Origin of the sequence: Rhizobium halophilum (genome assembly GCF_021648825.1) — a bacterium.
Taxonomy (GTDB): domain Bacteria; phylum Pseudomonadota; class Alphaproteobacteria; order Rhizobiales; family Rhizobiaceae; genus Neorhizobium; species Neorhizobium halophilum.
Genome location: NZ_JAKJHS010000003.1, coordinates 303,893 through 323,639, shown reverse-complemented (window position 1 = coordinate 323,639; position 19,747 = coordinate 303,893). Strand labels below are relative to the sequence as shown.

Sequence of the window (19,747 nt, the reverse complement as noted above, 5' to 3'; positions counted from 1 at the left end):
GTGCGGCATGATCAACAGAAGTCGTATAATCACCATCGCGAACCAGAAAGGTGGCGTCGGAAAAACAACGACTGCCATCAATCTAGCAACCGCCCTCGCGGCTATTGGGGAACAGGTGCTGATTGTCGATCTTGACCCACAGGGTAACGCAAGCACTGGCTTGGGCATCGACCGCCGCGACCGAGCTTTGTCTTCCTATGATCTTTTAGTGGCGAGCAATACGGTCCAACAGGCGCTTCTGCCCACTGCCGTACCCAATCTGTCGATTGTTCCGTCCACAATGGATCTGCTCGGCGTGGAAATGGAGATTGCTCAACAACCAGACCGCGTTTTTCGATTGAAGCGAGCGTTGACGGAAGACGTTCTTCCGTTCACCTATATCATTCTAGACTGCCCTCCCTCCTTCAACCTATTGACAATGAACGCAATGGCGGCTGCACAGTCTGTTCTCGTACCGCTTCAATGCGAGTTCTTTGCTCTGGAGGGATTGAGTCAGCTTCTGGAAACAGTCGAGCAGGTGCGGCGGACGGTCAATCCGAGCTTGGATATCCAGGGGATCGTGCTGACCATGTTCGATGCACGCAATAATCTCGCTCAGCAGGTTGTGAATGACGTGCGGACCTACCTTGGCGAGAAGGTCTATCAGACCTTGATCCCCCGGAATGTACGTGTGTCCGAGGCCCCCTCTTATGGTAAGCCTGCCATACTCTACGACCTGAAGTGCGCTGGTAGTCAAGCTTATCTGCAATTGGCTTCGGAGGTAATTCAACGAGAACGTCGGCGCAAGGCGGCCTGACCAACGGGTGATGTACTAAGATGACCGAAGACCTTTCAAAGCGGCGGCTAGGACGCGGCCTGGCGGCCCTCATCGGTGAAATGGACCAGCCAATCCAGGTCAGTGACCCACCGAAGCCGATGAACTCCGACCGCATGGTGCCGATAGAGCACATTGGCCGCAACCCGCGTAACCCTCGGCGGCAATTTGATGAAAGCGATCTGCAGGATCTAGCCAGTTCCATACGTCAACACGGCATTGTTCAACCTGTCGTGGTTCGTACTGTCGCTGATGGCTTCGAGATTATCGCAGGGGAGCGGAGGTGGCGTGCAGCACAATTAGCCGGTCTCCATGAAATACCAGTGATCGTACGGGATGTGGACGACCGTACGGCGCTTGAAATCGCCATCGTGGAGAACGTTCAGCGGGCAGATCTCAATCCGCTAGAAGAGGCCTTGGGGTATGACCAGCTGATCGCGGAGTATGGATATACGCAAAATGATCTTGGTGGGATTATCGGCAAGAGCCGTAGTCACGTCGCCAACAGTCTGCGGCTCCTTAAGCTGCCAGATCCCGTTCGAGATATGCTGGCGAAGGGAGAACTTTCTGCCGGCCATGCCCGTGCGTTGATCACCACCACGGATCCTGTTGCTCTGGCGCGCACGATTATCTCGAAGGGGATGTCGGTCCGTGATGCGGAAAGACTTGCACAGAATGAAGTGAAGCAACAAGCACAGTCTTCCGTTGTGGACAAGCCCGACCAGAAGGACTCCGATACCCTTGCCTTGGAGCGGTCGCTTTCAGACGCGCTGGGTCTGGACGTAAAGATTAGTCACAAGGGGGGTGCTGGTCAGATGCGGATATCGTACCGTAGCCTCGAACAGCTTGAGGATGTCTGTCGTCTTCTGGAGCGACGTTAACCTGTGCGCCGGCCTGTTCGCGCCGATTGGAGCGCGACCGCCATCAAGCTTTGAAATGCGATGCTGTTTTCGAGATTCTGCCTTCGGCGGGTTTGAAGGATTGCCGACTGCAGCCTCTCAGTCTCCCGCAGAAGCGCTTCGGGAGACCAGGTTCTCAACGCATTTTCGACGACCGGCTTGCGCCTGAAGTGGATGTGGCGGCCGAGGGTCATCATCACCTGCCCTGTCTGCAGGTTCTTCTCATGCATTTCCGCACGCATCGAATCAATCATCTGCAGTTGTTTGAGACACGCCTGCAGGACGAGGAAGATGGGGGACTTCGACGCCACCACCTTCTGCAGAGCGTGACGCAGCGCCGGCAGGTCTCCTGTCAAGACCGCGTCTACAGCGTCGTCTGTCGAAACGCTGCTGGCATCGCCAATGATCGCTGCAACATCTTCCTCCTCAACGATTCCGGAGCCGCGGCAGTAGAGAGACAGTTTGCGAATCTCGTTCCGGGATGCCACTCGGTCCCCACCGATCAAGTCCATGAGCTGTCGGCGAGCGGCGGGCGTTATAGTCAATCCGTCCTGGGCAAGTTCGGCATCGATCAGGGCATTAAGAGCACGGGCATCATCGGAATAACAAGGAATCACCCCGATGGCCTTGGCCGGCTCCGCGATCTTCCTCAGCCCACTTCCCTTCTTCAGGTCGCCAGCTTCCACGATCAGGCGGTTCGGAGGCGGCGGCCCGGCCGCAAGCACGGCCATTGCATCCAGAAGTGGCTTTTCGTTACCAGCCCCTCTCAGCCAAACCAGCTTCTCGCCACCAAAAAGCCCAAGGGAGTTCACCTCATCCAGCAGGCGCCCTCCGTCCTGGAGGTCCCCAACATCCAGCTTTAACATGGAGAACGGATCATCCTGCGCCACACCCGATTTCCGTGCGAGGATTGCGGCGCGTTCAGATACTAACCCTCGATCCGGGCCGTAGATGACGAAGATGCGATACGTTTCGCTGGCGCGAGCGACGAAACTGTCGGAATCGTTGGATTTTATTTCTGCCATGTCACCTGAGGCTGCGGCTCTCGGGCAAGTGCAATCGCGAGATCGGCGCGAATAATCTCTGCAAGCTCCCTTGCAGCCCTATCCTCGGCATCCCGTACTGCCCGCAATTCTGCAAACTCTTGCTGTGAGACGTCGAGCAGTGAGGTCACATGGCGATTGCCGGTCTTCAAAAGTAAGCCATCACTGATGCGCACCAAGGTATAGCTCCCTCTAAGGATAACCCGCCCTGGCTTGAGACCCTCCGCGTCCTCGTCATCCAAGATGTCGTTGTAAGAGGATACTACCTCGAAGCCGACCTGATACTGCGGTAGCAATGAGTCTCCCTCGCCACCTGAGGTCAGGAAGATAAGGTGGTTGCGAACGGTTTGCTCGACCCGATCATCTGCCTTGGCGAACGTTATTTCGGCCAGCTTGGCGCCGGTGCCGGAGGTTTGCGAGTACAAGGGGCGAGCCTGACAGGCGCTCAGGAAGGCTACCGCGCCGACGACCAACATCAGCCTCGGAAGCAGCGACGAACGGGGAGAGGCATCAGACGACAATGTTCACGATCCTTTGTGGGACGACGATTATCTTCTTTGGCGCCCGACCGTCCAGAACGCCGCGGACCGCGTCCAGACCGAGGACCGCAGCTTCGACATCACTTTGCGACGCGTCGCGAGCGATTGTCAATTCTGCGCGCTTCTTGCCGTTGATCTGCACCGGCAGCGTCACGTCGTTTTCCACGACAAGGGCTGGGTCGTAAGCCGGCCATCGTGTTTCGGCCAGAAGGTCTTCATTGCCGAGCGCAGTCCAGCACTCCTCCGAAAGGTGCGGAGTCATCGGAGCAACGACCTGGACGGCGATCTCTGCAGCATTACGCACGGCTGCGAGGAAAGCGGTGTCACCTTCTCCTGCGGAAACGCGGGTAAGCGGCCCTGCCAGCGCATTGACCAGTTCGTAGATGCGCGCCACCGCTTTGTTGAAAGCAAGACGGTCATAGTCATCCTGCACGGCCTTTAGCGTCTTGTGCGCGATCTGGGAGATGACAAGCGCCTCACCTTCCTTAGCCGGAGTCGGCTGCACCGCGGCCAGCTTGTCGGCTGCCTCCGAAATCAAGCGCCACAGGCGCTGCGTAAAGCGGTGCGCTCCCTCGACGCCAGCCTCAGACCAGATGACATCACGGTCCGGTGGGGAGTCGGAGAGGACGAAGAAGCGAGCCGTATCAGCTCCATAGGAGGCGATGATGTCATCCGGATCGACCACGTTCTTCTTCGACTTCGACATCTTCTCGATCGATCCGATGGCTATCTCCTCGCCGGATCTGAGCAGGGTCGCTCGACGCTTTCCCTCGATCTCCTCTATTCGGATGTCGGCTGGTGACACCCATTCGCCACTGGCGCCGCTGCCGCGGCGATAGGTCTCGTGGACGACCATGCCCTGCGTGAAGAGGCCCTTGAAGGGCTCCTTCACGTCGACATGACCGGTCTCCTTCATGGCGCGGGTGAAGAAGCGCGAGTAGAGGAGGTGCAGGATCGCGTGCTCGATGCCGCCGATATACTGATCGACCGGCAGCCAATGATTGGCGGCCTTCGGATCCGTGGGATCTTCCGCCCAAGGTGCCGTGAACCGGGTGAAATACCAGCTGGAGTCCACGAATGTATCCATGGTGTCGGTTTCACGCCGAGCCTGCCCGCCGCACTGTGGGCAGTTCACGTGGCGCCAGCTCGCGTGCCGATCCAGCGGGTTGCCCGGCTGGTCGAAGGTCACGTCGTCCGGCAGCTTGACGGGCAGGTCCTTTTTCGGAACCGGCACCACGCCACAGACCTCGCAATGGATCACAGGGATGGGGCATCCCCAGTAGCGCTGGCGCGAGATGCCCCAGTCGCGCAGACGGAAGTTCACCTTCCGCTCGCCCTGCGGCATGTTTCCGAGCAGCGTGCCGGAAAGACGGTCGGCCACGAGCGAAAACGCTTCTTCGGTGGACTTGCCGTCCAGGAAGCGGGAATTGATCATCACGCCGTCACCGTCATAGGCGGTGTCTCCGATCACGAAACTCTGTGCATCGGCGTCGGCCGGCATCACCACTGGGACCACCGGAAGATCGTATTTGCGGGCGAAATCAAGATCGCGCTGATCCCCGGAAGGGCAGCCGAAGATTGCGCCGGTGCCGTAATCCATCAGCACGAAGTTGGCCACATACACCGGCAGTTCCCAGTCCGGATCAAGAGGGTGCCGAACGCGGATTCCGGTGTCCATGCCCTTCTTCTCGGCCGTTTCCAAGGCAGCCAGCGAGGTACCCTGGTGGCGGCACTCTTCGCAGAATGCATCGACTTCCGGGTTCTTCGCGGCGGCTTCCTTTGCCAGCGGATGGTCCGCCGCGATGGCCAGGAAGGAGGCGCCGAAGAGCGTGTCGGGGCGCGTCGTATAGACCGTCACCTCGCTCTGGCCTGTCGGCGCAGTCTCGGCCACGATCTCCCAGCGGATCGTCATGCCTTCGGAGCGTCCGATCCAGTTCTTCTGCATGAGCCGGACCTTTTCCGGCCACTGGTCGAGCGTATTCAGAGAGTCGAGCAGGTCCTGGCTGAAGTCGGTGATCTTGAAGAACCACTGCACCAGGTCTCGCTGTTCCACCAGGGCGCCGGAGCGCCAGCCGCGGCCATCGATGACCTGCTCGTTGGCGAGCACCGTCTGATCCACCGGGTCCCAATTCACCTTGGACTGCTTGCGGTAAACGAGGCCCTTTTCCATCATGTCGAGGAAGAGGTGCTGCTGGCGGTGGTAGTAATCCACATCGCAGGTGGCGAACTCGCGCGACCAGTCGAGGGACAAACCCATGGCCTTCAGCTGCGCCTTCATCGAAGCAATGTTCTGGTAGGTCCACTCCTTGGGATGAACCTTGTTGTCGCGCGCGGCATTTTCCGCTGGCATGCCGAAGGCGTCCCACCCCATCGGATGGAGAACGTTATAACCCCGTGCCCGTTTGTAGCGTGCCACCACGTCGCCCATGGCATAGTTGCGAACGTGGCCCATGTGGATCCGGCCGGATGGATACGGGAACATCTCGAGGACGTAGTACTTCTCACGTGGATCCGAGTTGTCCGTTTCGAAGGCTTTGGCCTCCGCCCACTTCTGCTGCCAGCGTGGCTCGACCTCACGCGGATTGTAACGTTCACTCGCCATTTCGATTTATCCGGGAATGCTTGAAAAGATTGCGCAGACCTTCACCATGAATGGCTTCAAGCGTCAAGTTTTACAGGGCCAAGGAGAATCGCTTGCGGCGGAAGCCGACTTGGCACGTCGCGTCCGGACGGGTAAGCCATCACCTGATTTCGAAGGAAGGATGTCATGACTGTCGAGCAAAGATTGGCGGAGGTTCGCGGACGCGTGGCGGCAGCGGAACGGAGAGGGGGTCGATCAGCCGGTTCGGTGACCCTAGTCACGGTGTCTAAGACCTTCGATGCAGACACCATCCGGCCGGTTATCCAGGCGGGCCAACGGGTATTCGGCGAGAACAGGGTGCAGGAGAGCCAGAACAAATGGCCGGTGTTGAAGGATGAATTTCCCGCCGTCGAACTGCACCTGATCGGGCCTCTGCAGTCGAACAAGGCAGCGGATGCAGTGGCTCTTTTCGATGTAATCGAGACAGTCGACAGGGAGAAGATCGCCCGCGTCCTGGCGGACGAGATGAGAAAACAGGGCCGGACGCCACGACTTTATGTCCAGGTGAATACGGGCCTTGAGCCGCAGAAGGCGGGGATTGCGCCGAAGGAGACCTGTGACTTCGTCAGTATGTGCCGCGACGAACTCGGTCTCTCCATCGAGGGACTGATGTGCATTCCGCCGGCAGAAGAGAATCCGGGGCCGCATTTCGCCCTGTTGGCGAAGCTCGCCATGGAATGCGGGTTGGACAAGCTCTCCATGGGTATGTCCGGCGATTTCGAGACAGCCATTGAGTTCGGCGCCACCAGTGTCCGTGTCGGCTCCGCCATCTTTGGCAAACGCTAGCTCCGCCTAGCCCTTAAGTCTGGCTTTCCAGGCCAAACTGCCTCATCCTAAGACTGTCTCATGGCTGCGCTGGGACTTTGGGAGGAGCAGATGCCGAGCAAATACTTTGAGGTCTATGCCGAATGGCAGGACGATCCCGAGGCGTTCTGGCGGAATGCCGCCGACGGTCTTACATGGTTCAAGACGATCGACAAAGTCTTCGACGGTGATCAAGGCGTCTATGGGCGCTGGTTTGTCGGAGGCGAGACAAACACATGCTTCAACTGCCTCGACCGCCACGTGAAACAAGGTCGCGGAGGCCAGTTGGCATTGATTTTCGACAGCGCGATGAATGGTGCGAAAGCTCGCTTCACCTATGACGAGGCGCTGGCTGAAGTGCAGGCGATTGCGGCGGTTCTGCGCAACCACGGCGTCGGCAAGGGCGACCGGGTAATCATCTACATGCCGATGGTTCCAGAGGCCGTGTTTTCCATGCTCGCTTGCGCACGACTCGGTGCCGTCCACTCCGTCGTCTTCGGCGGCTTCGCAGCCCATGAACTTGCAACCCGCATCGATGACTGCTGCGCCAAAGTGGTGATCAGTGCCAGTTGTGGCCTGGAGCCGGGCAAAGTCGTGCCTTACAAGCCCCTGCTCGACCACGCCATCGATATGGCGAAGACGAAACCGGACGTTTGCCTGATCCTGCAGCGGGACGAACTGCATGCGCCACTGCGTTACGAACATGGCGACGTGGATTTCCGCCAAGCCGTGGAGGCCGAGAAGATCAACGGGACCGTGGTGGAATGCGCGTCCGTCGCTGCGACCGATCCGCTCTACATCCTCTATACGTCGGGAACTACGGGGCAGCCGAAAGGGGTGGTGCGCGACAACGGGGGACATATGGTGGCGCTCCATTGGACGATGCAAAACGTTTATGGTGTGAAGCCAGGGGATGTGTTCTGGGCTGCCTCCGATATCGGCTGGGTGGTCGGCCATTCCTATATCGTCTATGCGCCCCTTCTCGCCGGCAATGCGACGATCCTCTTCGAGGGCAAGCCAGTTGGCACACCGGACGCAGGCACTTTCTGGCGGGTGATCTCCGACTACAACGTGAAGGTGCTGTTCACGGCGCCGACGGCGTTCCGTGCGATCCGGCGCGACGATCCGGAGGGTGATCTGGTTCGCAACCAGGATCTTTCGGGGCTACAGGCTTTGTTTCTAGCGGGAGAGAGGGCCGATCCCGAAACACTGAAGTGGGCCGAGCGGGTACTACAGGTGCCCGTTATTGATCACTGGTGGCAAACGGAAACGGGCTGGCCTATGGTTGCCAATCCGCTTGGTCTCGGCCTCCTGCCTTTCAAGGCCGGCTCGCCGACGCATCCGATGCCAGGCTATGCGGTGGATGTCCTCGACGACGAGGGCCAACCGGTGCCACGGGGAATGCTCGGCAACATCGTGGTGAAGCTGCCGTTGCCGCCGGGATGCCTTGTCAGCTTCTGGAATGCGGACGACCGCTTCCGGCAGGCTTGCCTCACTGAGTTCCCAGGCTACTACAAGACCGCAGATGCCGGCGTGATGGACGAGGAGGGCTATATCTCGGTGATGGCGCGAACCGACGACATCATCAACTGCGCTGGCCACCGTCTCTCCACCGGTGCAATGGAAGAGGTCTGTGCCATGCATCCGGATGTCGCCGAATGCGCGGTCATCGGCGTGGCCGATCCTTTGAAGGGTCAGGTACCGTGTGGATTCGTGGTGCTGAAGAACCGCATTTCCCGCGATGAAGCGGCCATCGAGCGGGAAGTGGTGGATCTGGTGCGCAGCGAGATAGGGCCTGTCGCGGCCTTTCGGATGGTGATGGTGGTGAAGCGCCTACCCAAGACACGCTCCGGCAAAATCCTGCGCGGTACCATGCAGAAGATCGCCGATGGAATGGCGTGGACCATGCCGCCAACGATCGATGATCCGGCTATCCTCGATGAGATCCTCGAGATCCTGCAACGGCGCGGCAACGCTTGTGCGCCAGGTGGCGTCAAAGAAAGTGCCTGAAACGAAAAACCCCGGCCTTTAGCCGGGGCCTGCATCTGTAGATGTCTCGGCCGCTCAATAGCGGCTGTCTTCATCGTCCTCGTCGCGTGGCGTGGACTTCAAGGAGCTCAGCTTGGCGAAGACGGCGTCGGCATCCATCTCCTTTTCTTCCTCGCGCTCGCTACGGTAGTCGAAGCCGAGGTTCTCTGTCTCTGTGGCAGACTGAAGCGTGGCCCCCGCTTCTTCCATGGTCGGCAACGGACGGCCCTTGGAGGCCCTCTCGACTTCCAGGTCCAGATCGATCTGGCTGCACAGGCCAAGCGTTACCGGGTCCATCGGCGTCAGGTTCGCAGAGTTCCAGTGGGTCCGGTCGCGGATCTGCTCGATTGTCGACTTGGTGGTGCCGACGAGTCGCGAGATCTGCGCGTCCTTGAGTTCCGGATGGTTGCGGACAAGCCAGAGGATTGCGTTCGGACGGTCCTGGCGCTTGGAGACCGGCGTGTAGCGGGGGCCGCGGCGCTTGGATTCCGGAACGCGAACTTTTGGCTCTTGCAGCTTCAGCTTATGATTCACGTCCTTTTCGCCGCGCTGGATCTCGTCACGCGAAAGCTGACCCGTGGCAATAGGGTCAAGACCTTTGATCCCTTGGGCGGCCTCGCCGTCAGCGATCGCCTTCACTTCCAGGGGGTGTAGCTTGCAGAACTGTGCGATCTGGTCGAAGGAGAGTGCCGTGTTGTCGACCAGCCACACCGCCGTCGCCTTCGGCATGAGCAATTGTTGAGCCATGGATATAGTTCCTCTGTCCGTCCGCGCCGGTGTCGCGGGCCGTGGGTATTAACCACTATTTCCGGGATTTCGACGCGTCTATAACCGGAAATTGGTCGGATTGCAAATATCGCGCAGCATGAACCATTTGTCTAATTGATGGTCCGGTTTCACCTGATATGAAGAGATCATGATCCGGATCCTATGGTCCGGTTTTCGCGACGTAGTGGGGAGGAGACCATGTCCGAGAAGGTTTATCCTGTGTCACGTGCCACCAAGAGCATGGCGCTGATCGACAAGGACAAATACGAGAAGTGGTACGAAGAGAGCATCGAAGATCCCGACAAGTTCTGGGGCAAGCACGGCAAGCGGATCGACTGGTTCAAGCCATACACAAAGGTCAAGAACACCTCCTTCAGGGGCAAGGTCTCGATCAAGTGGTTCGAGGATGGACTGACCAACGTCTCCTACAATTGTATCGACCGCCACCTGAAGACCCATGGTGAGCGCACCGCGCTGATCTGGGAAGGCGACAATCCCTACATCGACAAGAAGATCACCTACAACCAGCTCTATGATCAGGTCTGCCGGCTGGCGAATGTCCTGAAGAAGCACGGGGTCAAGAAGGGCGACCGTGTCACGATCTACATGCCGATGATCCCGGAAGCGGCCTATGCGATGCTGGCTTGCGCGCGTATCGGCGCGGTACATTCCGTCGTGTTCGGCGGGTTCTCACCGGAAGCGCTGGCCGGCCGTATCGTCGACTGCCAGTCCTGCTTCGTGATCACCTGTGACGAGGGCGTGCGCGGCGGCAAGCCGGTACCGCTCAAAGAGAACACAGACAAGGCGATCCATATCGCCGCGCGCCAGTATGCGACCGTCAACAACGTGCTCGTCGTCCGGCGGACCGGCGGCAAGGTGAATTGGGCGCCTGGCCGCGACCTCTGGTATCACCAGGAGATCGCCAGCGTTAAGGGCCATTGCGAACCGGTGAAGATGAAGGCGGAGGACCCGCTGTTCATTCTCTACACCTCGGGGTCCACGGGCAAACCGAAGGGTGTGCTGCACACGACCGGGGGCTACCTCGTCTACGCAGCGATGACCCATGAATATGTCTTCGACTATCACGATGGGGACGTCTACTGGTGTACCGCGGATGTCGGCTGGGTGACCGGTCACTCCTACATCGTCTACGGTCCACTGGCGAACTGTGCGACCTCGCTGATGTTCGAGGGGGTGCCGAACTTCCCCGACCAGGGGCGATTCTGGGAGGTGATCGACAAGCACAAGGTCAACATCTTCTACACCGCACCGACGGCGATCCGCTCGTTGATGGGGGCTGGAGACGAATACGTGAAGCGCTCCTCGCGCTCTAGCCTTAGGCTGCTCGGCACTGTCGGCGAGCCGATCAATCCGGAAGCCTGGGAGTGGTACTACAAGGTCGTGGGCGACAGCCGCTGCCCCGTGATCGACACCTGGTGGCAAACGGAAACGGGTGGCCACATGATCACGCCGCTGCCGGGGGCGACGGACCTGAAGCCGGGCTCCGCAACCGTGCCGTTCTTCGGCGTCAAGCCGCAGCTGGTCGACAACGACGGAAACGTACTTGAAGGGCCGGCTGACGGTAACCTCTGCATTGCCGATTCCTGGCCCGGGCAGATGCGGACGGTCTATGGCGACCACGAGCGCTTCATTCAGACCTATTTCTCCACCTACAAGGGCAAGTACTTCACCGGCGACGGGTGCCGCCGCGACGAAGACGGCTACTACTGGATCACCGGTCGCGTGGACGATGTTCTCAACGTTTCGGGTCACCGGCTCGGTACGGCGGAGGTCGAATCGGCGCTCGTCTCGCACGACCTGGTCTCCGAGGCCGCGGTTGTTGGTTACCCGCACAACGTCAAGGGACAGGGCATCTACTGCTATGTGACATTGATGTCCGGCAATGAGGGCGACGATGCGCTTCGCCAGGAGCTGATCAAGCATGTCCGAACCGAAATTGGCCCGATCGCGACGCCCGACAAGATCCAGTTCGCGCCGGGCCTGCCGAAGACCCGCTCCGGCAAGATCATGCGGCGCATCCTGCGCAAGATCGCGGAAGACGATTTTGGGGCGCTGGGTGACATCTCGACGCTCGCCGATCCAGGCGTCGTCGACGACTTGATCGAAAACCGGCAAAACAAGGCTGGTTGATCGAGTTCCGGGGCCGCTTCCGACGGGAGGCGGCCCCGATCTCTTCACGCTATCTGCAGTTCTGCTTGGCCTTCCGGCCTCCGTCATAGCTCACTGCAAGTCCTGCGAGCAGTAAATGCTCTGCCGGCTGCTCGCCTCCGGCCAAAGTAACATCCGCCACGACGCGACCAAAATACTTGTCACCGCTAATTCGGCTGAGCTTCACGGTTGATGATGACGCTGCGAGAAGCTCCAGCGCCTGACGCGCCGCCTGCGCCGCATCGCGTTCGCTTTGGCAGGACGATTTCATCTCCGGCGTGTCGATGCCGCGAATGCGGACATAGACCTCGACCTTTTGCTGCGGCCAGGGACGCGCCTCCACGAGCACCGTGTCGCCGTCAATGACGCGAAGGATTTCGGCCTCTACGGGACCGGAGATTTCGTCGCGTGCGGCGGCTTGCGCATTGCCGGCGCCGAAAAATACCGAAATGAGGATGACCGTGATTCGCATGAAGAGGAATAAATTCCTTTTCATGCGACGAGTCAATAGGATTTTCAGCCTCTAGAAGTCGATGGCGCGGCCGTTGATCTCCCAGTCGCCGAAGCGGGCCGGGTCGGCGCCGCCGCGACCTCCTATCTCTGCTGGCATCGCTTGTTGCTTTTCGGCCTGCCGGCGCTGCTCCGCTTCCTCCAGAGCGCGTTTGGCCGCCGGCGAAAGCGGTTTCTTAGCTGCCGACTCGTCTTCTGCAATGTGGCTGTTGTCGTTGTCGGGGTTCTGCATCATTCACTCCGCCGTGCGGAATATTGAAAAGAAATGGTCGATAGACCACATCATAGGGCGTTCAACTCCGGCAATAAAGCCATTTGGAGACCGACGATGAACTCAGTTCGTACCGCCATGCTTCTTGCTTTCATGACGGCCCTGTTCATGGGCGTCGGATTTCTGATCGGGGGCCGCGCCGGCATGATGATTGCGCTCGTCTTTGCTGCCGGCATGAACCTCTTCTCCTACTGGAATTCCGACAAGATGGTGCTGTCGGCCTACCGGGCGCAGCCGGTGGACGAAACGAATGCGCCGGAGCTCCACCAGATGATGCGGCGGCTTTCCGCCAATGCCGGGCTGCCGATGCCGAAGGTCTATGTCTATGATAACCCGCAACCGAACGCCTTCGCCACCGGCCGCAATCCGGAGAACGCGGCCGTCGCGGCCTCCACGGGACTTCTCCAGCGGCTGACGCCGGAGGAGGTGGCGGGGGTGATGGCGCATGAGCTCGCGCATATCCAGAACCGCGACACGCTGACGATGACGATCACGGCGACGCTCGCGGGTGCGATCTCCATGCTCGGAAACTTCGCCTTCTTCTTCGGCGGCAATCGCGACAACAACAATCCGCTCGGATTCGTCGGCGTGCTTGTCGCGATGATCGTTGCGCCGCTGGCTGCCATGCTTGTGCAGATGGCGATCAGCCGGACCCGGGAATACTCCGCCGACCGGCGGGGCGCGGAAATCTGCGGCAATCCGATGTGGCTTGCCTCCGCGCTCGGCAAGATCGCCGGTGCCGCGCAGGTGATTCATAACGATGACGCGGAGCGCAATCCTGCGACGGCGCACATGTTCATCATCAATCCGCTGTCCGGCGAGCGGATGGATAATCTGTTCTCGACCCATCCAAACACGGAAAACCGCATCGCCGCCCTGCAGCAGATGTCTGGCGAAATCGGCGGCGGGTCGACGCAGGGCTTCCGTGCTGCTAAATCCACGCGCACCGCGCGCTCCGTTCCTAATACCGGCTGGGGACGCGGCCCATCCGAGCCGCGCAAGGGACCCTGGTCTTGAACCAAGTTAAAAAGAACAAGAAGCCGTTCAAGCACACAGCATCCGCCAAACGACCGAAGGCCCCTGCCCGACCCGCTCACGACGACAAGGCCGGGCTTGAGGTCCGCGCCACCGCAGCCAAGCTTCTGGCGGCGGTGGTTGACAGGAAGATCTCGCTGGACGGGATCCTCGATCCGGTTCATGGCAATCCCGCCTATAAGCAGTTGCACGATCAGGATCGCGCCCTCGCCCGCGCCATCCTTCTCAGCGTGCTGCGCCACCTGCCGCGCATTGAAGCGGCGCTTGCGTCTCTCCTGGAGTCGCCGCTGCCGCAGGGCGCTCGCCCGCTCCACCACGTTCTCTGCGTGGCCGCCGGGCAGATCCTCTACCTCGACATCCCCTCCCATGCTGCCGTCGACCTGGCCGTTGAGCAGGCGAACCGCGATCCGCGCAATCGGCGGTTCGCCAAGCTGGTCAATGCCGTGTTGCGCCGGCTGGTGAGGGAGAAGGAAGCGGTTCTGCAGCAGATCGCGCAGGTTTCGCCGGTTCCAGGCTGGTACATGGAGCGTCTGACGGCTGCCTACGGCGCCGATGATGCACGCGATATCGCAGAGGCGCAGCTTTCGCCGCCGCCGATCGACGTCACGACAAAGGGCGACCCGGAGCAGTGGGCCGAGGCGATGGGGGCACGGCGTCTGCCGACGGGCAGCCTTCGCCTGCCCTCCTTTGAGGGATCTGTCGCGTCCCTGCCCGGTTTCGACCAGGGTGCATGGTGGGTCCAGGACGTGGCGGCCAGTATCCCGGCAAAGCTGTTCGGCGATATCAGGGGCAAGCGGATCGCCGACCTTTGCGCCGCGCCCGGCGGCAAGACGGCACAGCTGATTGCTGCGGGCGCCGAGGTGATCGCCGTTGAGCAATCCGCGAACCGCATGACGCGGCTAAAGGAGAACCTCGAACGGCTCGGCTTGAAGGCGGAGCTGGTGCAGGGGGATCTCTTCGATTTCCGGCCGGACCCCCCGCTCGATGGCGTGCTGCTCGATGCACCCTGCTCGTCCACCGGCACGACGAGGCGACATCCGGACGTCCTCTGGACCAAGGGGCCGGAGGACGTCGCTAAGCTTGCAGCGCTGCAGGCCAAGATGCTTCGGCATGCGGTGACGCTGGTGAAATCCGGCGGGCTGATTGTCTTCTCCAACTGCTCGCTCGATCCGCTGGAGGGCGAGGATCTGGTGGCAGACCTCTTAGCGGAGGATCCAACTCTCGAGCGGGTGCCGGTCGATGTGGCGCTCTGGCCCGGGCTAGAACAGGCCATCACGGCACAGGGCGAGTTCCGAACAACGCCGGCTATGCTGTCGCCGAGCGAAGGGTTCTCCGGTGGCATGGACGGCTTCTTCGCCTGCGTGCTCCGGCGCCGCTAAGAATTTCTTTACCCTGACAACCGATTGTATTCGAATTGGCTAAAGGGTGAGCCCGCTCGTGGGGCGGTTGTTCAATTCCGCGGAGTGTCCAAAATTGGCAATGCAGCTCGCGGATCGCCGAACACTGATGTCGTTCGGCTTGCGGGAGGCCTGCCGTCGCTTTTATCGGCGGACGGCCGGCCTGCGGCTCGCGCTTACGCCGTTTTCATCCCATGTGCCCGATCGGCTTTTGGTTGCCCCGTCTGACCTCCGGGCGGTGGACCCTTTTGTCGCCGAAGAAATCGGCTTCGGCCGCTTCCCTCTTGCCGGCACCTCCTTGGACACCCAAGGCCTGTCGCCCTTTGCCGTAGAACACCCCTCAAGAGCGCTCTCGGAGCGGCTGCATTCCTTCGCTTGGCTCCGCCATATCCGGGCGCAGCGCACGGAGCCCGCTTGTGCCCGTTGCCGCTCCATCGTTGCGAGTTGGATCGCGCTGCATGGCCGTCGTCCGTGGGGCGTGGGTTGGGAGCCGAATGTGGTTGCCGAGCGGGTGATTGCCTGGCTCTCCCACTCAACCGTCGTGCTGCAGGGGGCGGAAGCGGGTTTCTACCGGCGCTTCATGAAGAGCCTAACGTATCAGGTGCGCTATCTACGACGAATTGTGCGTGGGCTGCCGGAGGACGAGACGCGGTTGCGGATCCGCATCGCTCTTGCCATGGCCTCGGTCTCCATGCCCACCCGCAACGCCTTCATCAAGCGCGAGGGAAAGCGGCTGGATCGTGAACTGGAGCGGCAGATCCTGGCCGACGGAGCGCATGTATCGCGAAATCCGCGCGCCATCCTAGATCTGCTGCTTGATCTTCTGCCGCTACGCCAGACCTATATCAATCTTGGTCATGATGTGCCGTCGAAGCTCATCCCGACGATCGACCGGATGTATCCCGCCCTTCGCTTCTTCCGCCATCAGGACGGAGATCTGGCGCTCTTCAATGGCGCGACGTCGACGCCGGCAAGCGAACTGATGTCAGTGCTACGGTATGACGAGACCGGCGGTCAGCCGTCCAAATCGCTTCCCCATGCGCGTTATCATCGGCTTTCAGCCAGCGGCACGACGATCATTGTGGATACGGGCGTTCCGCTGAGAGCCGAGCTCTCCCAGCGCGCCCATGCCGGCTGTCTCTCATTCGAGATGTCTTCCGGGCGTAATCGCTTCATCGTGAACAGCGGTTCGCCAAAGTTTGCGGCGCGTGAGTTCCGCCGTGTCGCGCGGTCCACGGCCGCACATTCGACCGTCACGGTGGACGAGACATCCTCAAGCCGGATGATCCGTTCGTATTTCTGCCGCGCCAGCATTCTCGCCGGCGCCACGGTCATCGAGGTGGAGCGGTCCAATGACCAGCACGGCAATGACTGGCTCAGGTCGGTTCACGATGGCTATCTCAGCGGCCTTGGCTATGTCCACGAACGGCAAATCGGCCTCAACAACAGCGGCAACAAGATTAAGGGCCACGACATGCTTTCTTCGCCGGAAGGGCTGCGCGGGCAGCGTCCTGTAGAGGCGGTAGCGAGATTTCACATTCACCCATCGATCACTCTTTCCCGGCAGGACGAGGAGACGGTGCTGATGGTGGCGGCCGACGGTGAGGCCTGGACTTTCAGCGCTCCTGGCCTAACGCCCACGATCGAAGAGGACATCTTCTTTGCCGATGCCTCCGGCTTCCGCTCCAGCCAGCAAATCGTCATCGCCTTCTCGCCGCCGGAGGTTTCCGAGATCCGCTGGATGTTGAAGCGGATGGAATAGGCGTTCCTTCCTTCCGGAAGCTGTGCTAACGCGGCGCCAAAGCCCCTGCCGCACCGTTTCAAGGAGCATCCGATGGCCGTCGTTTCCAAGAAGATTCCCGCCCCTGACCAGATCAAGATCCGCACCGCGCTGCTGTCAGTTTCTGACAAAACCGGTATCGTCGAATTGGCACAGGCTCTTTCGGCGCAAGGCGTCCGGCTTCTTTCGACCGGTGGCACGCACAAGGCGATCGCTGCTGCAGGTCTCGACGTCACGGACGTCTCGGAGGTTACTGGATTCCCGGAGATCATGGACGGTCGCGTCAAGACGCTGCACCCGAACGTCCATGGCGGTCTACTGGCCATTCGCGATGATGCCGACCACGTGGAGGCGATGAAGACGCATGGGATCGAGGGAATCGATCTTGCCGTCATCAATCTCTATCCCTTCGAGGAGGTTCGCTCGGCCGGCGGCGATTATCCCACCACGGTGGAGAACATCGACATCGGCGGTCCGGCAATGATCCGCGCGTCGGCGAAAAACCACGCCTATGTGACGGTGGTGGTAGATCCTACGGATTACCCGGCCCTGATCGAGGCGCTGCGCACCAATGACTGCCAGACGGCTTACGCCTTCCGGCAGAAGCTCGCCGCTAAAGCCTATGCGCGCACGGCGGCCTACGATGCGGCAATCTCGAACTGGTTTGCCGAAGCGCTCGACATCGAGATCCCGCACTACCGCACAATTGGCGGTATCCTCAGGGAAGAGATGCGCTACGGCGAAAACCCGCATCAGAGAGCCGGCTTCTATGTTACCGGCGAAAACCGCCCTGGGGTCGCAACGGCAAAGCTCCTGCAGGGCAAGCAGCTCTCCTACAACAATATCAACGATACCGATGGCGCATTCGAACTGATTGGCGAGTTCTCGTCAGACCAAGGCGCAGCCTGCGCGATTATCAAGCACGCCAATCCCTGCGGCGTCGCTACAGGGCCGACACTGAAGGACGCCTATCTGCGGGCGCTTGCCTGTGACTCGACGTCGGCCTTCGGCGGCATCATTGCGTTCAACCAGCTTCTCGATGCGGAGACGGCGGAGGAGATCGTAAAGCTCTTCACCGAAGTGATCATAGCGCCGCAGGTTTCGGAAGAGGCGAAGGCCGTGATCGCGAAGAAGCCGAACCTGCGCCTGCTTGAAACGGGCGGGCTGCCCGACCCCCGTTCGCGCGGCATCACGGCCAAGACGGTTGCCGGCGGACTTCTGGTGCAGACGCGCGACAACGGCATGATCGAGGATATTGACCTGCGGGTGGTCACAGCGCGCGCTCCGACGGACCGCGAGCTGGAAGACATGAAATTTGCCTACAAGGTGGCCAAGCACGTGAAGTCGAACGCGATCGTCTACGCCAAGGACGGCCAGACGGCCGGGATCGGTGCCGGACAGATGAGCCGCATCGATTCTGCCCGCATCGCCGCCATCAAGGCGGAAGAGGCGGCCAAGGCGATGGGCTGGGCCGAGCCGATGACCAAAGGTTCGGCCGTTGCGTCCGAAGCTTTCTTCCCCTTCGCCGACGGGCTTCTCTCAGCCATTGCTGCAGGTGCCACTGCAGTGATCCAGCCGGGTGGCTCCATGCGCGACCAAGAGGTGATCGACGCCGCGAACGAACATGGCGTGGCCATGGTGTTCACGGGCATGCGGCACTTCCGCCACTAGGTCCTGGCTGGCGGAGCGTTGGCCGGGTAGGGCGTGCGCAGCAGAAGCAGAAGGCCGCTCAGCAGGAACAGGATGAGTGTTGCCATGCCGAAGCGGGCAGAGCCGCTGGCATAGGTGACAAGCGAAAACAGCAGCGTGGCCATGAAGCTCGTCGCCCGGCCGGACAGTGCATAGATGCCGAAGTAGCGGCCGGCATCGGCAATGCTGACGCTGCGCGCGAGGTAGGAACGCGACGAGGCCTGGACCGGGCCGAAGGCGATGCCGATCAGCAGGCCGAACAGGACATAGGCCTTTTCGGCAGCCGTTCCAAAGAGGCCGCCGCTGTCCTCCAGCCCGAGCGGCATCAGGCCGAAGAAGACGAAGCCCGGACCGGTGGAGATGATCCCGACCGTTGCCGTCAGGAGCAGGATCAGGCTGATCAGCACCACGGCCTTCGAACCCAGCCTTACGTCGAGGCGACCGGCGATGAAGCAGCCGAAGATCGCGACCACGTTCAAGAGAATGCCGTAGACCCCGATCTCGATCGTCGCCCAGCCGAACATGCCGGCCGCAAAGGCGCCGCCCAGGATCAGCAGGCCGTTAACGCCATCCTGATAGAGCATGCGCGCAACCAGGAATTTCAAGATTCCCCGGCGCTGTCTGAGGTCCCCAAGGGTGCCGCGAAGTTCGGTCAGACCGGAACGCACTGCCTTCGCCATCGGCAGGCCCTTGGCCGCATCCGGCGTGAAGAAGAACATCGGCAGGATGAACAGGAAGTACCATCCGGCGGCAATGGGGCCGGCGATGCGGGCGTCTTCACCTTGCGCCGGGTTAAGGCCGAAGAGAGGTTCTATGCCGAGCAGGGTAAGGCCGGTTTCCGGCCTGCCGGCCAGAAGCGTCACCACCAGGATCAACACCAGCATGCCGCCGAGATAGCCTAGTCCCCAGGCGGTGTTAGAGACCTTGCCGACGTCATCCGGACCAATCAGGCGCGGCATCATCGAATCGTTGAAGACGATGGAGAACTCCGCGGCGATCGAGGCAAAGATCATCAGCAGGAGCGGCCAGATCATCGGCGATCCAGGAGCAGCCAGCCAGAGCAGAGACAGGCAGACGATCTTCACGGCGGCAAAGGCAGCAATCCAGGGTTTGCGAGGGCCGGACTGATCGGCGATCGAACCAAGCACCGGCGACAAAAGCGCAATGACGATCGACGAGATCGTCGCCATATTGCCCCAGGCCGCCTGGGCGGAAACTGGGTCTTCCGTCAGGCGGGCGACGAAATAGGGGCCAAACACGAAGGTGACGACGACCGTGAAGAAGGGTTGCGCGGCCCAGTCAAACAGCATCCAACCCCAGATGCCACGCTGCGGGGCGGCCATTGGCGAGGCATCTGGCG

General features: G+C 60.8%; 16 protein-coding genes. 9 read left to right on the top strand and 7 right to left on the bottom strand.

Annotated features, from left to right (window positions below; all coding sequences use genetic code 11):
• Window positions 1–7 precede the first annotated feature (7 nt).
• A complete protein-coding gene (locus LXM96_RS09155; RefSeq protein ID WP_239998148.1) occupies window positions 8–796 on the top strand; it encodes a ParA family protein in 789 nt (262 codons plus the stop codon).
• Between the two features lie 20 nt (window positions 797–816).
• The gene (locus LXM96_RS09150; protein ID WP_239998147.1) at window positions 817–1,695 is read left to right on the top strand and encodes a ParB/RepB/Spo0J family partition protein; all 879 of its coding nucleotides are present in this window, start codon (window positions 817–819) and stop codon (window positions 1,693–1,695) included.
• Here the strand turns inward: LXM96_RS09150 and holA are convergent.
• Genes holA through leuS form a run of 3 tightly spaced genes read right to left on the bottom strand, consistent with a single transcriptional unit; the run spans window position 1,692 to window position 5,897 of the window.
• A complete protein-coding gene (gene holA, locus LXM96_RS09145) occupies window positions 1,692–2,738 on the bottom strand; it encodes a DNA polymerase III subunit delta (protein WP_239998146.1) in 1,047 nt (348 codons plus the stop codon). The two genes, LXM96_RS09150 and holA, sit on opposite strands and share 4 nt — an antisense overlap.
• Entirely contained in the window at window positions 2,726–3,277 is a 552-nt protein-coding gene (locus LXM96_RS09140; protein ID WP_239998145.1) for a hypothetical protein, read from the bottom strand. Before LXM96_RS09140 ends, holA begins: the two co-directional genes overlap by 13 nt.
• On the bottom strand, window positions 3,267–5,897 hold the full coding sequence (gene leuS / locus LXM96_RS09135) for a leucine--tRNA ligase (protein WP_239998144.1): 2,631 nt from the start codon (window positions 5,895–5,897) through the stop codon (window positions 3,267–3,269). The genes LXM96_RS09140 and leuS overlap by 11 nt, the downstream gene beginning before the upstream one ends.
• 165 nt (window positions 5,898–6,062) lie before the next feature.
• Here leuS and LXM96_RS09130 point away from each other — a divergent pair, with 165 nt between their 5' ends.
• Both LXM96_RS09130 and LXM96_RS09125 read left to right on the top strand, forming a co-directional pair.
• Window positions 6,063–6,722 (top strand): YggS family pyridoxal phosphate-dependent enzyme, encoded by a 660-nt coding sequence (locus LXM96_RS09130; protein ID WP_239998143.1) that lies wholly within the window; start codon window positions 6,063–6,065, stop codon window positions 6,720–6,722.
• A gap of 90 nt (window positions 6,723–6,812) precedes the next feature.
• Window positions 6,813–8,750 (top strand): propionyl-CoA synthetase, encoded by a 1,938-nt coding sequence (locus LXM96_RS09125; RefSeq protein WP_239998142.1) that lies wholly within the window; start codon window positions 6,813–6,815, stop codon window positions 8,748–8,750.
• A 54-nt stretch (window positions 8,751–8,804) separates the two neighbouring features.
• Here the strand turns inward: LXM96_RS09125 and LXM96_RS09120 are convergent, their stop codons facing one another.
• Window positions 8,805–9,515: a DUF1013 domain-containing protein gene (locus tag LXM96_RS09120; protein ID WP_239998141.1), complete on the bottom strand. Its 711-nt coding sequence runs from the start codon at window positions 9,513–9,515 to the stop codon at window positions 8,805–8,807.
• A gap of 219 nt (window positions 9,516–9,734) precedes the next feature.
• Between LXM96_RS09120 and acs the strand changes: the two genes are divergently transcribed.
• Window positions 9,735–11,687: an acetate--CoA ligase gene (gene acs, locus LXM96_RS09115; RefSeq protein ID WP_239998140.1), complete on the top strand. Its 1,953-nt coding sequence runs from the start codon at window positions 9,735–9,737 to the stop codon at window positions 11,685–11,687.
• Between the two features lie 49 nt (window positions 11,688–11,736).
• Here acs and LXM96_RS09110 read toward each other — a convergent pair whose 3' ends face one another.
• Window positions 11,737–12,177 carry a thermonuclease family protein gene (locus LXM96_RS09110; RefSeq protein WP_239998139.1) on the bottom strand — a complete coding sequence of 147 codons (441 nt, stop codon included), beginning with the start codon at window positions 12,175–12,177 and terminating at the stop codon, window positions 11,737–11,739.
• A gap of 51 nt (window positions 12,178–12,228) precedes the next feature.
• Entirely contained in the window at window positions 12,229–12,447 is a 219-nt protein-coding gene (locus LXM96_RS09105) for a DUF1674 domain-containing protein (RefSeq protein WP_239998231.1), read from the bottom strand.
• A gap of 96 nt (window positions 12,448–12,543) precedes the next feature.
• Here LXM96_RS09105 and htpX point away from each other — a divergent pair, with 96 nt between their 5' ends.
• From htpX to purH, 4 genes are all read left to right on the top strand, one after another.
• Entirely contained in the window at window positions 12,544–13,503 is a 960-nt protein-coding gene (gene htpX, locus LXM96_RS09100; protein ID WP_239998138.1) for a zinc metalloprotease HtpX, read from the top strand.
• Entirely contained in the window at window positions 13,494–14,900 is a 1,407-nt protein-coding gene (locus LXM96_RS09095; protein WP_394801925.1) for an RsmB/NOP family class I SAM-dependent RNA methyltransferase, read from the top strand. Before htpX ends, LXM96_RS09095 begins: the two co-directional genes overlap by 10 nt.
• A 100-nt stretch (window positions 14,901–15,000) precedes the next feature.
• Window positions 15,001–16,680, top strand: coding sequence for a heparinase II/III family protein (locus LXM96_RS09090; RefSeq protein WP_239998230.1), 1,680 nt, complete (start codon window positions 15,001–15,003; stop codon window positions 16,678–16,680).
• Window positions 16,681–16,752: 72 nt separating this feature from the next.
• Window positions 16,753–18,369 (top strand): bifunctional phosphoribosylaminoimidazolecarboxamide formyltransferase/IMP cyclohydrolase, encoded by a 1,617-nt coding sequence (gene purH, locus LXM96_RS09085; RefSeq protein WP_239998136.1) that lies wholly within the window; start codon window positions 16,753–16,755, stop codon window positions 18,367–18,369.
• Here the strand turns inward: purH and LXM96_RS09080 are convergent.
• Entirely contained in the window at window positions 18,366–19,730 is a 1,365-nt protein-coding gene (locus tag LXM96_RS09080; RefSeq protein ID WP_239998229.1) for an MFS transporter, read from the bottom strand. The genes purH and LXM96_RS09080 overlap by 4 nt on opposite strands.
• Between the last annotated feature and the right edge of the window lie 17 nt (window positions 19,731–19,747).

What these genes read in the sequence shown, in the direction of transcription:
- LXM96_RS09155 (WP_239998148.1), top strand. Translation starts at nt 8, where the DNA reads ATGATCAACAGAAGTCGTATAATCACCATCGCGAACCAGAAAGGTGGC.
- LXM96_RS09150 (WP_239998147.1), top strand. Translation starts at nt 817, where the DNA reads ATGACCGAAGACCTTTCAAAGCGGCGGCTAGGACGCGGCCTGGCGGCC.
- holA (WP_239998146.1), bottom strand. Translation starts at nt 2,738, where the DNA reads ATGGCAGAAATAAAATCCAACGATTCCGACAGTTTCGTCGCTCGCGCC.
- leuS (WP_239998144.1), bottom strand. Translation starts at nt 5,897, where the DNA reads ATGGCGAGTGAACGTTACAATCCGCGTGAGGTCGAGCCACGCTGGCAG.
- LXM96_RS09130 (WP_239998143.1), top strand. Translation starts at nt 6,063, where the DNA reads ATGACTGTCGAGCAAAGATTGGCGGAGGTTCGCGGACGCGTGGCGGCA.
- LXM96_RS09125 (WP_239998142.1), top strand. Translation starts at nt 6,813, where the DNA reads ATGCCGAGCAAATACTTTGAGGTCTATGCCGAATGGCAGGACGATCCC.
- LXM96_RS09120 (WP_239998141.1), bottom strand. Translation starts at nt 9,515, where the DNA reads ATGGCTCAACAATTGCTCATGCCGAAGGCGACGGCGGTGTGGCTGGTC.
- acs (WP_239998140.1), top strand. Translation starts at nt 9,735, where the DNA reads ATGTCCGAGAAGGTTTATCCTGTGTCACGTGCCACCAAGAGCATGGCG.
- LXM96_RS09110 (WP_239998139.1), bottom strand. Translation starts at nt 12,177, where the DNA reads ATGCGAATCACGGTCATCCTCATTTCGGTATTTTTCGGCGCCGGCAAT.
- LXM96_RS09105 (WP_239998231.1), bottom strand. Translation starts at nt 12,447, where the DNA reads ATGCAGAACCCCGACAACGACAACAGCCACATTGCAGAAGACGAGTCG.
- htpX (WP_239998138.1), top strand. Translation starts at nt 12,544, where the DNA reads ATGAACTCAGTTCGTACCGCCATGCTTCTTGCTTTCATGACGGCCCTG.
- LXM96_RS09090 (WP_239998230.1), top strand. Translation starts at nt 15,001, where the DNA reads ATGCAGCTCGCGGATCGCCGAACACTGATGTCGTTCGGCTTGCGGGAG.
- purH (WP_239998136.1), top strand. Translation starts at nt 16,753, where the DNA reads ATGGCCGTCGTTTCCAAGAAGATTCCCGCCCCTGACCAGATCAAGATC.
- LXM96_RS09080 (WP_239998229.1), bottom strand. Translation starts at nt 19,730, where the DNA reads ATGGCCGCCCCGCAGCGTGGCATCTGGGGTTGGATGCTGTTTGACTGG.